The 12,313-nt window shown below is 55.6% G+C and carries 6 protein-coding genes; all 6 read left to right on the top strand.

Annotation, left to right across the window (positions count from 1 at the left end):
- Window positions 1-55: 55 nt before the first annotated feature.
- On the top strand, window positions 56-1,816 hold the full coding sequence (locus tag ACT3TC_RS11490; protein WP_444640165.1) for a DEAD/DEAH box helicase: 1,761 nt from the start codon (window positions 56-58) through the stop codon (window positions 1,814-1,816).
- A 122-nt stretch (window positions 1,817-1,938) separates the two neighbouring features.
- Window positions 1,939-2,853, top strand: a complete 915-nt coding sequence (locus ACT3TC_RS11485) for a segregation and condensation protein A (protein WP_444640202.1) — start codon at window positions 1,939-1,941, stop codon at window positions 2,851-2,853.
- A complete protein-coding gene (scpB, locus tag ACT3TC_RS11480; RefSeq protein ID WP_172117398.1) occupies window positions 2,850-3,662 on the top strand; it encodes an SMC-Scp complex subunit ScpB in 813 nt (270 codons plus the stop codon). The genes ACT3TC_RS11485 and scpB overlap by 4 nt, the downstream gene beginning before the upstream one ends.
- Window positions 3,649-4,515 (top strand): 23S rRNA pseudouridine(2605) synthase RluB, encoded by an 867-nt coding sequence (gene rluB / locus ACT3TC_RS11475; protein ID WP_172117399.1) that lies wholly within the window; start codon window positions 3,649-3,651, stop codon window positions 4,513-4,515. The genes scpB and rluB overlap by 14 nt, the downstream gene beginning before the upstream one ends.
- Window positions 4,516-5,471: 956 nt before the next feature.
- Window positions 5,472-6,251: an OmpA family protein gene (locus ACT3TC_RS11470; RefSeq protein WP_444640164.1), complete on the top strand. Its 780-nt coding sequence runs from the start codon at window positions 5,472-5,474 to the stop codon at window positions 6,249-6,251.
- Window positions 6,252-6,367: 116 nt separating this feature from the next.
- Window positions 6,368-12,313: BapA/Bap/LapF family prefix-like domain-containing protein (locus ACT3TC_RS11465; protein WP_444640163.1), on the top strand; the 5,946-nt coding region annotated here is incomplete at its 3' end.

Raw genomic sequence — 12,313 nt, 5'->3', positions numbered from 1 at the left:
TGGTTGCTCTTGCCCGCTTGATCCAGCAAAGTAATTTTCTGGCTGTTGGAGTTATATGCCACCACCTGCTTTACGCCCTTACCAAACGGACGCGGTGAAACGTGTTGTTACGCATTTTCGTGCGTCCAGCGAACCCGCGGTGGTGGTATTACCTACGGGAAGCGGGAAGTCGTTGGTGATTGCCGAACTGGCCCGCTTGGCGAGAGGTCGCGTATTGATATTGGCGCATGTACGCGAGCTGGTGGAGCAGAATCACGCCAAGTATCAGGCCTATGGGCTTAAAGCCGATATCTTCAGCGCGGGTTTAAAGCGCAAGGAGGCGTCGCGCCAGGTCGTGTTTGGGTCGGTGCAGTCGGTAGTGCGTAATCTGGAGGCGTTCAATGACGAAGGCTTCACTCTACTGGTCATTGATGAATGCCACCGGGTGTCGCTTGATAAAGACGCAAGCTACCGCCAAGTGATTGATCACCTGCGGGCACAAAACGCGAAGTTGAAAGTGTTAGGGCTGACCGCGACGCCTTACCGGCTAGGCCAGGGGTTTATCTACCATCGTCATTACCACGGCATGGTGCGCGGCAGTGACGCAAGCTTTTTTCGTGACTGCGTGTTCGAACAGCCGCTGCGTTTGATGGTAAAGCAAGGCTATCTTGCCGAACCCAAACGCCTGGATATGGCGATTGAAGGGTATGATTTTTCCATGCTGGCGCCGGCAGAAAACGGCCATTACCGTGAAGCCGAGCTAAATCGCGTCGTGGCAGGCAATCGCGCCACTCCCATGATTATCAGCCAGATTGTTGAGCGCGCCACTGAGCGGCATGGGGTGATGATATTTGCAGCAACTGTCGCCCACGCTGAAGAGATCATGGGGTATTTGCCTGCCGACCAGGCAGCGCTGATTACCGGAGCGACTCCGTCGGCGGAGCGTACTGAGCTGATTAATGCCTTTAAGGCGCGTGAGCTTAAATACCTGGTGAATGTCTCGGTACTGACGACCGGCTTTGATGCGCCGCATGTGGATTTGATTGCGATGCTTCGGCCTACGGAGTCGGTCAGCCTTTACCAGCAGATTGCGGGCCGGGGGCTTCGGCTCTCACCGGGGAAGCAGGATTGCCTTATTTTGGATTACGCGGGCAACCCCTGGGACCTTTACGCACCAGAAGTGGGCGAGCCAAAACCGCCGGGCGACAATGAGCCGGTGCAGGTTGAATGCCCGGCCTGCGGCCACGCTAATCTGTTTTGGGGCAAGCGCGACGGCGAACTGGTCATTGAGCATTTTGGGCGTCGCTGCCAAGGGCTGCTTGACGATGATAAAGGCAAGCGCCACCAGTGTGATTTTCGCTTTCGTTTCAAGGTGTGCGATAGCTGTGGCGCTGAAAATGATATTGCGGCGCGTCGCTGTCACGGTTGCGAACAGCTGCTGGTGGATGCGGATGACAAGCTTAAAGATGCACTCAAATTAAAAGATGCCCGTGTATTACGGGTAAGTGGCATGCAATTGGATGCAACCCTTAATGGCCGTGGCCTGCCGCGTCTGAAAGTGACCTATTACGATGAGGATGGCACAACACTTTCTGAGTGGTTTGCCCTGGAAACCCCCGCCCAGCGCCGCGCCTTTTATGCCGCCTTTTTGCGTCGGCATTTGCGCGCTCCGAGCACGCCCTGGCAACCCCTCAAGCCAGAGGACGTTATTAGCGAGCAGCGCCGCTTGCGCCATCCGGATTTTGTGGTTGGGCGCAAGGTGGGCCGACATTTCCAGATTCGCGACAAGCTCTTCGACTACGAAGGACGCTATCGTAAAGCTGCCGAAGCAGGCTAACGCACCGTGCGCCAGGCGCAACGTCAGGTGCTGACTTTGTTACACTGCCTTCTAATGCCCACTGACCAAGAGATACCGACTGAGTGAGCGACACACAAAACGCCACCGCTGATCCTGAACGCATGGCGACGTTGGCACAAGAGCCCGTCGTCGAAGCGCTTGGGCGGCTGTTCGATGAGCCGATTACTCAACTGCCGGAGGATTTGTATATTCCTCCCGAGGCGCTGCGCGTTTTTCTGGAAACCTTTGAAGGACCGCTGGATCTCTTGCTTTACCTTATTCGTCGGCAAAACTTAGATATCTTGACGATCAACGTGGCCGCGATTACCCATCAGTACATTGAGTACGTAGAGCTGATGCAGGCGATGGAGATCGAGCTTGCCGGTGAGTACTTGCTGATGGCCGCGATGTTGGCGGAAATTAAATCGCGCTCGCTACTGCCTCGGCCGCCCAAAGCGGAGGGCGAAGATGAAGAGGACCCTCGGGCAGAGCTGATTCGTCGCCTGCAAGAGTATGAGCGTTTAAAAGCCGCTGCTGAAACGCTGGATACGTTGCCTCGTGTAGGGCGGGATTGGTTTAGTGTACAGGCGGGTTTGCCCCCGCTTGAGTCGCGGGTGATTCACCCGGATGTAGAGCTTGATGAACTGCTGAGTGCGCTTTCCGATATCCTGAAACGTGCCGAATTAACGCAGTCCCATCAGATTAGCCGTGAGGTACTGTCTACCCGCGAGCGTATGCTCAAGATCATGGAGCAGCTCAGCGAAGACAGCGCGCACCAACGCTACACGCCTTTTGAAGCCCTGTTTACCCTGGAAGAGGGGCGGGCAGGCGTGGTCGTCACCTTTATGGCTATTTTGGAGCTAGCGAAGGAGGCAATGATCGAAATTGTCCAGAACGCACCGCTTTCTCCTATCCATGTTCGAGCGCGCAGCGGCGCGATAGTCGATGAAGAAGCCGCTTTTGAAACGCTTGCTTTAGAGGAAGCAGGCGGCGCCTTTGAAGAGCCTGCCTTTGAGCCTGATGAGGAGGCACCGTGAAGGACACCACCTTAGACAACATTATAGAAGCCGCGCTGCTCGCCGCAGGCGAGCCGTTGGATGTCGAGCGGCTCGAAACGCTGTTTATCGACGATGAGTGCCCGCCGAGACGAGAGTTGCGTGACGCATTAGCGCGCCTTGCTCTGCGCCATAAAGAGGGCGCGTTAGAGTTGGTGGAAACCGCGTCAGGGTTTCAGCTGCGTATTCAGCCACGCCTTGCGCATTGGGTGTCACGCCTCTGGGACGAACGCCCCCAGCGCTATTCGCGTGCGCTGCTTGAAACGCTGTCGTTGATTGCCTATCGGCAGCCCGTTACCCGTGGTGATATCGAAGAAGTACGCGGGGTCAGCGTGAGCAGTTCGATCATGCGCACCTTAATGGAGCGTGGATGGGTTCGTGTGGTTGGTCACCGCGATGTGCCCGGACGGCCCGCCGTCTATGCCACTACACGAAGCTTTCTGGACGATTTTGGCCTGAAAACACTGGATGCACTTCCCCCCATGCATGAATTGGTTAATTGGGAGGAAAGAGAAGAGGCTGAGTTACCGGTTTCACAAGAGGCTCTCCTTGAAGAGGAGAGCGAGGAATCAAGGCCCAAAGAAACACTGGACGAAGCGCCAGAAAGCGTGCAGGATGCGCCACCCAAGACGGCTGAGAGAGCCGACGACCACGCCGAGACGGCGTTAACCCAGCCGCTAAGTTTTGCTGATTTAGAAGCTCGACTTGCGGCACGTGCGCAGCGCCCACATGATGACAGCGCACGCACGCAGACCAATGATATGAGGTCAGACGATCATGACTCAGAGTAACCACACCCCTCCCGTTAGTGAAAAACTCCAGAAAGTGCTTGCCCGAGCGGGACTGGGTTCGCGGCGCGAAATGGAAACCGCTATTTCTGATGGCCGAGTAAAGGTCAACAGCCAGGTCGCCAAGCTGGGTGACCGCGTTGAAATGCGCGATAAAGTAAGTTTCGATGACCGCCCCGTTACACTGCGACCCGAGAACGAAGCGCCGCGTCGCGTCATCATGTACAACAAGCCAGAAGGCGAGCTGTGCACCCGTAAAGACCCGGAAGGCCGTCGTACCGTATTTGAGCGTTTGCCACGGCTAAAAGGCGAGCGCTGGATTGCCATTGGCCGACTGGATATCAATACCAGCGGTCTGCTGCTTTTCACGACCGATGGCGAGCTTGCCAACCGGTTAATGCACCCCTCAACCCAGGTTGAGCGTGAATACGCCGTGCGCGTAATGGGCGAAGTAAAGCGCGAACACATCGTAGCGATGGTGGATGGCGTTATGCTGGAAGATGGCCCTGCGCGCTTTACCGATGTGCAAGAGTTTGGTGGTGAAGGTATCAACACCTGGTTCCACGTCGTCATTCTTGAGGGACGTAACCGCGAGGTGCGCCGCCTGTGGGAGTCTCAAGAGCTTACGGTTAGCCGTCTGAAGCGTGTGCGTTACGGCAACATCTTTATTGATAAGCGTGCTAAAGCGGGAGAGTGGATCGAGCTTTCGCAAGACGAAGTCGATGATCTCGCCACGATCGCTAACCTTGAAACACGTAAGGTGCCTGAGCTGACGCCGGACGAGAAGAACCGTTGGAGTCGCGACAAAAATAAGCGTCGTCCGGTACAAACAATGCGCAAGCCTAAACGCCGCTAAAGCTATATTTATAGGGGGCCTTGGACTATAGAAACACTTCTCAGTAGCCTGCCCCCTCCTGCCTGTCACCCTCTTTTCAATGGTAGCTACCTATTACATTAGTCATGCTTGTACTAGGTGAAGTTGGCTACGGTGAAGTGACTCTACAAAAAACGTTGTGAATGACGCAGCTAGAAGAATGGATGTTGCATAAGCAAAGTATTAATTTTGTTTGTTGCACTTACGCCATATTTTTGAAGCGTAATGTAACTCAAGGTGTTTTTTTGTACGTTAATTCGGTTGTTGACCACAAGTCAGTCATCTTTTGAGCCAGACTTATATTTAGCAGGCTACTTTTTAGTCAAGAGTAGATGGCAATGGTTTTTATTATCATCTTCTCTATTGCGCAGATCTTTTTATTTAAAATAATGGGTTAATTATAATTTATTTTTGAGTGGTAAGGTGAGGCTGAGCATGTTAGTGTTTTTTTAAGTATGTATACGTTCATTGTAGGTTGACGTTTAGAATGCTTATAGAAAAATAATGGCTTTGCTTAGTGGGCATCCCTGCACTTTTTTGAGTGCTTGTATAATCCATTTAGTAGGTTATTTTAAGAGAAATGTACTAGTATGTGGCTTGAGACATATCTTTTGTATTTTGAAATTCTGCTCAATAGGCTTGGTTTTTAAGAAGAAGTCATTAGTGAGCGCTTACTTATGCGTAGGTGCTCGATCTGAAAAGGGAAACAGAGCAGCAAGCACTTTGCTTGACGGTTTATGCAGGTTGAGGAAGTATCGCTAGTTTTATGTACGTTACATAACATAGAAATCATGCAAAAAAGGTTATGGGTTTATAGCTTTTAGCTTTATGAGATTAAAAGGACCGGCTTTGCTTGGATAAAAAAACAATGCTGCCCGTAAGGCTTGTAGCGGAACAGGCCTGAAAAGGTGGCGTTAACTGTAAGTAAGGGGCGAATCATGGGAATAGGGCCAAAGGCAATAGCGCTTGTCTCAATGATTGGGGTGCTGTCCTCAGCTGTTGGTTTAGCTAAAGCGCAAGAGTTCTCAGACGTAAGCGCTGATTTTACTACGCTAAGCGAAAGCTTTATTCGCGATGGCGCTTTTATTCCAGTACCTGATGTTCGCAGTGTCGAACAAAGGTCTGGGTTAAGTATAAATAAAAGAGAGGTTGAACGCCTTCTTGGTAGCCCTAATGATATGAGGTCGACCTTTCAAGATGATAACTGGTTGTATAATATCAATTTACCTTTATCTGAATCTGACTATTTGGTTTGCCAGTATCGAGTATCATTTCAACAAGATGTCATGATCAGCACTGAGTGGAGGCGCCCTCAGTGCGAACGTCTATATATGGAGCTTTCGGAGCCCCAAGAATATAACCTCTCAGCTGACCTTCTTTTTGCCTTTGATAGTGCCTCCATATCTTCCGAGGGTGAAAACGCCATTAGCCAAGTTGCCGCAGAAATTCGTCAATATTTCGAGAGCCCCTCGATCTCTATACTGGGATATACAGACCGTATAGGGCCTTCTAATTATAATATGCAGCTTTCCGAACGTAGGGCTGAAGCAGTAGCAACAGCGCTAATCAAGAGTGGAGTTGACCCTCGCTGGATTAAATACGAAGGGCGAGGAGCGAGCGACCCAGTCATTAGCTGTGAAGACGTAAAAGGCAATGAACTTAAGTCATGCTTGGCTCCTAACCGTCGAGTGTACATATCCTTATCTGAAAGATTCTAGTAGCTATTTCAACGTGGTTGCAGATATTGCAGCCACTTTTTATTAGTGTCGAGAGTAAATTAAGGGCTCAGAGACTGCGCGTGAACGCTTAGGCTCTAGAACGAAAAGGGTGAGTTATGAATAACGAAATGATTGCCATTACAGATAAAGCTGATGGAAATGTGGCAGAACAGCCTTGGGGGGAAATGATAAGTCTTCAGTCCCCTAGTACGGTGAAGTTGCCAGTAGGGCCTGAAGAAATTGAGGCTTTTAACCAGTCAGGAATGGATCTGGTTATTACTCTTAAATCAGGTGAGCAGATCGTTATTGCCAACTTTTTCGTTGAGGAGGACGGCGCGCGCAGCGAGCTGATATTAGAGGACGCTAACGGCGTTCTTTGGCTTGGCCAGTACCAGTCGCCATGGGAGGGCTTTGCTTTTGCGGAAGTTAACGAAGAGACGTTGGCTCCTGTAGGTGGTGTTCCCCCGTGGGTATTTGCGCTTGGTGCGCTCGGTGTTTTAGGCGCCGCTATTGCTGCATCGGACTCATCCTCCAGCCCCGCTGTGTCGGGGGACGATAGTGATTCGGACTCTGACAGTGACTCAGACTCTGACAGTGATGCCGACGCGGATGCAGATGCAGATGCCGACGCGGATGCAGATGCAGATGCCGACGCGGATGCAGATGCAGATGCAGATACCGACGCAGATGCCGACGCGGATGCGGACGCAGACGCTGATGCAGATGCGGACGCTGATGCTGATGCTGATGCGGACGCCGATGCCGATGCCGATGCCGATGCCGATGCCGATGCCGATGCTGACGCCGATGCTGATGCGGACGCCGATGCGGATGCACCCGACGCCCCCACCGTTGACAGTGTGACCAACACCCTGGATGAGAACGGCGATCCCGATGGCACCACGATCAGCGGTACAGCAGAGCCAGGCAGCACGGTGGAAATCCGGGATGCCGACGGCAACGTTGTCGGGTCAGGTGACGCCGACGAGGACGGTAGCTACGCCATCACCACGGATGAGCCACTGGCCGACGGTGCAGAGTACGACGTCGTCGCCATCGACGACATGGGTAATGTCTCTGAGCCAGCCACGGTGACCGGTGATACCACGGCACCCGACGCACCCAGCGTTGACAGTGTGACCAACACCCTGGATGAGAACGGCGATCCCGATGGCACCACGATCAGCGGTACAGCAGAGCCAGGCAGCACGGTGGAAATCCGGGATGCCGACGGCAACGTTGTCGGGTCAGGTGACGCCGACGAGGACGGTAGCTACGCCATCACCACGGATGAGCCACTGGCCGACGGTGCAGAGTACGACGTCGTCGCCATCGACGACATGGGCAATGTCTCTGAGTCGACCACGGTAATCGGTGACTTTGGTGACGATAGTGATGCGGACGCAGACGCCGATGCGGATGCGGATGCCGACGCCGATAGTGATTCGGACTCCGACAGCGATTCGGACTCCGACAGTGATTCAGACTCCGATAGTGATTCGGACTCTGACTCCGATAGCGATTCAGACTCCGATAGTGATTCGGACTCTGACTCCGACAGCGATTCAGACTCCGATAGTGATTCGGACTCTGATAGTGATTCGGACTCTGACAGCGACTCTGACTCCGACAGCGATTCGGACTCTGATAGTGATTCGGACTCCGACAGCGACTCTGACTCCGACAGCGATTCAGACTCTGATAGTGATTCGGACTCTGACTCCGATAGCGATTCGGACTCTGATAGTGATTCGGACTCCGACAGCGACTCTGACTCCGACAGCGATTCAGACTCTGATAGTGATTCAGACTCTGATAGTGATTCAGACTCCGACAGTGATTCAGACTCCGACAGTGATTCAGACTCCGATAGTGATTCAGACTCTGATAGTGATTCGGACTCTGACTCCGACAGCGATTCAGACTCCGATAGTGATTCGGACTCTGACTCCGACAGCGATTCGGACTCCGATAGTGATTCGGACTCTGATAGTGATTCGGACTCTGACAGCGACTCTGACTCCGACAGCGATTCGGACTCTGATAGTGATTCAGACTCTGATAGTGATTCGGACTCTGACTCCGACAGCGATTCGGACTCTGATAGTGATTCAGACTCTGATAGTGATTCGGACTCCGACAGCGACTCTGACTCCGACAGCGATTCAGACTCTGATAGTGATTCAGACTCCGACAGTGATTCAGACTCCGATAGTGATTCAGACTCTGATAGTGATTCGGACTCTGACTCCGACAGCGACTCTGACTCCGACAGCGATTCGGACTCCGACAGCGATTCGGACTCCGACAGCGATTCGGACTCCGATAGTGATTCGGACTCTGATAGTGATTCGGACTCCGATAGTGATTCGGACTCTGACTCCGATAGCGATTCGGACTCTGATAGTGATTCGGACTCCGATAGTGATTCGGACTCCGACAGCGACTCTGATTCCGACAGCGATGCGGATGCAGACGCCGATGCGGATGCCGATGCCGATGCGGATGCGGACGCGGATGCGGATGCGGATGCTGATGCAGACGCTGATGCAGATGCCGATGCCGACGCAGATGCTGACGCCGATGCCGATGCCGATGCCGATGCCGATGCCGATGCTGACGCGGATGCTGATGCTGATGCGGACGCGGATGCGGATGCGGACGCCGATGCAGACGCTGATGCTGATGCTGATGCTGATGCTGATGCTGATGCTGATGCTGATGCGGACGCCGATGCTGACGCAGACGCCGATGCGGACGCTGATGCTGATGCTGATGCTGATGCTGATGCCGACGCGGATGCGGACGCCGACGCCGATGCGGATGCAGACGCCGATGCGGATGCCGACGCCGATGCTGACGCCGATGCTGACGCCGATGCCGATGCCGATGCTGACGCGGATGCTGATGCGGACGCCGATGCTGACGCGGATGCCGATGCGGACGCAGACGCTGATGCGGACGCCGATGCAGACGCTGATGCTGATGCTGATGCTGATGCTGATGCTGATGCGGACGCCGATGCCGATGCTGACGCCGATGCTGACGCCGATGCGGACGCAGACGCGGATGCGGACGCAGACGCGGATGCCGACGCCGATGCGGACGCCGATGCGGATGCAGACGCCGATGCGGATGCAGATGCGGACGCTGATGCAGATGCGGACGCCGATGCAGATGCGGACGCCGATGCAGATGCAGATGCGGACGCTGATGCAGATGCAGATGCGGACGCTGATGCAGATGCGGACGCCGATGCGGATGCCGACGCCGATGCGGATGCTGATGCGGACGCTGATGCGGATGCCGACGCTGATGCGGACGCAGATGCCGATGCGGATGCAGACGCTGATGCAGACGCCGATGCAGATGCGGACGCCGATGCGGACGCCGATGCGGACGCCGATGCAGATGCGGACGCCGACGCGGATGCAGATGCCGATGCAGATGCAGACGCCGATGCGGACGCCGATGCGGACGCAGACGCCGATGCAGACGCGGATGCCGATGCGGACGCCGATGCAGATGCGGATGCGGATGCGGACGCCGATGCCGACGCTGATGCGGACGCCGACGCGGATGCAGACGCCGATGCCGATGCCGACGCCGATGCCGATGCCGATGCGGACGCTGATGCTGATGCTGATGCGGACGCTGATGCTGATGCGGACGCCGATGCCGATGCGGACGCCGATGCGGACGCCGATGCGGACGCCGATGCAGATGCGGACGCCGATGCAGATGCGGACGCTGACGCCGATGCGGACGCCGATGCAGATGCGGACGCTGACGCCGATGCGGACGCCGATGCAGATGCGGATGCGGATGCAGATGCAGATGCCGATGCCGACGCCGATGCCGATGCGGACGCTGATGCGGATGCGGATGCTGATGCGGATGCCGACGCTGATGCTGATGCTGATGCCGATGCGGACGCAGATGCCGATGCTGACGCCGATGCGGATGCAGATGCGGATGCCGATGCCGATGCAGATGCGGACGCCGACGCGGATGCAGATGCCGATGCGGACGCCGACGCGGATGCAGATGCCGATGCGGACGCCGATGCCGATGCGGACGCCGATGCCGATGCGGACGCTGACGCTGACGCGGATGCTGATGCAGACGCCGATGCGGACGCCGATGCGGACGCAGACGCCGATGCGGACGCCGATGCGGATGCTGACGCCGATGCGGATGCGGACGCCGATGCAGATGCGGACGCTGATGCGGATGCGGACGCCGATGCGGATGCAGACGCCGATGCGGATGCAGATGCGGATGCAGATGCGGACGCCGATGCGGATGCCGATGCAGATGCCGATGCAGATGCGGATGCGGATGCGGATGCTGATGCCGATGCCGATGCGGACGCGGATGCAGACGCCGATGCGGATGCCGATGCAGATGCGGATGCAGATGCGGATGCAGATGCGGACGCCGATGCGGATGCAGATGCGGACGCTGATGCTGATGCGGACGCCGATGCTGATGCGGACGCCGATGCCGATGCCGATGCGGACGCTGACGCTGACGCCGATGCCGATGCCGATGCCGATGCCGATGCCGATGCCGATGCAGACGCCGATGCTGACGCCGATGCGGACGCAGATGCCGATGCGGATGCGGACGCTGATGCTGACGCCGACTTCGACCTAGTTGATATCGATGTTGCTGGGAATCTGGAGCGTGAAGTCAGCTATGAGCCGGAAGAAACGCCGGATACTGACAGCGATAGCCAGTTCAACTTGCTTGGTATCGATCTTGTCGGTGGTCTCGCCAGCCTGGATATTGGCTCTGGTAGTCATCCTCTGGTCGAATTCAGTCTGGATGAGAATACCAACGAGACCACGTTCAACGCTGATATCTCTGGAGCTCTTGGGATTGGTGTGCTGAGCGACTATGTTCTGATCGTTGAAAGCTTTGAAAGCGGGGAGTGGGTACGTGTCGAGGATGGTGAGAATAATCTCGACGAAGGTCTGCTTTCACTGAGCCTGCTTGGCTTGGGTGGTACCTCCGGGCAGGTGACTTTGGAGAATCTGGATGCGGGCGAATATCGCGCTACCTTGGTCCCCGATCCGAACCTGATCAGTGTTGGTGTGGCCATCACTCGTGAGCTTGAAGTCACCGCTACTGACTTGCTGGAAGTTGAAGATATCACCGTTGGTGGGGTTGCCGAAGGTAACTTTATCGATGAAGCGGCCAGCGGAGATACCAGCAACTTGGAAGTTCAGTCCATCACCTTCAATGGTACTGAGTTCACGCCAGTGAATGGAGAGATAGAGGTCGTTGGTGAATATGGCACTTTGATCATAAATACCGGCGGTTCTTACACATACACGCCGGATTCAGAGACCGGAAACGAGGGTGTAGACAGCTTCACCGTAAATGTCGTGGATGCTGTGACCAACGAAGAGCAGTCCGCGAATATCAATGCTGAAGTGACCATAGTCGATGTGCCAGACGAAGGGAGCGCCCCGGACGCCCCGACCCTCAGCCTGGATAACGACACCGGTGACGTGGACGGCATGACCAGCGATGGCACCGTCAACGTGGGCGATCTGATCGCCGACGGCAGCTGGGAATACTCCACCGACGGTGGCGACACCTGGACCGCCGGTGAGGGCGAAAGCTTCGAACTCCCCGAAGGCGAATACGCCGACGGCGACGTGGTCGCCCGACAAACCGACGCGGCCGGCAACACCAGTGACAACGGCACGCTCGGCGCGGTCACGGTCGACACCACCGCTCCGGACGCCCCGACGGTCAGCCTGGACAACGACACCGGTGACGTGGACGGTATAACCAGCGATGGCAGCTACACCGTAGGCGGTGTGGAAGAGGGTGCCACGCTAGAGCACAGCACCGATGGAGGTACCACTTGGACCAATGAAGCACCTGTTGCGGTTGAAGGCGAGAATATCTTCCTTGTTCGTCAGACTGATCAGGCAGGTAATGTCTCCGAGCCCGGCAGCCTGACGTTCACGCTGAATACAGATGCCCCGGACGCCCCGGTGCTCACCATCAACGAGGACGGCACAGTGGTCAGTGCCACGGGGGAG

The sequence above is a fragment of the Halomonas sp. AOP27-A1-41 genome (genome assembly GCF_052378605.1).
Taxonomy (GTDB): Bacteria; Pseudomonadota; Gammaproteobacteria; order Pseudomonadales; family Halomonadaceae; genus Vreelandella; species Vreelandella citrativorans.
The sequence above is the reverse complement of the archived record's forward strand: the minus strand, read 5'-3'. Positions and strand labels throughout refer to the sequence as shown.

What these genes read in the sequence shown, in the direction of transcription:
- ACT3TC_RS11485 (WP_444640202.1), top strand. Translation starts at nt 1,939, where the DNA reads ATGGCGACGTTGGCACAAGAGCCCGTCGTCGAAGCGCTTGGGCGGCTG.
- ACT3TC_RS11490 (WP_444640165.1), top strand. Translation starts at nt 56, where the DNA reads ATGCCACCACCTGCTTTACGCCCTTACCAAACGGACGCGGTGAAACGT.
- ACT3TC_RS11470 (WP_444640164.1), top strand. Translation starts at nt 5,472, where the DNA reads ATGGGAATAGGGCCAAAGGCAATAGCGCTTGTCTCAATGATTGGGGTG.
- rluB (WP_172117399.1), top strand. Translation starts at nt 3,649, where the DNA reads ATGACTCAGAGTAACCACACCCCTCCCGTTAGTGAAAAACTCCAGAAA.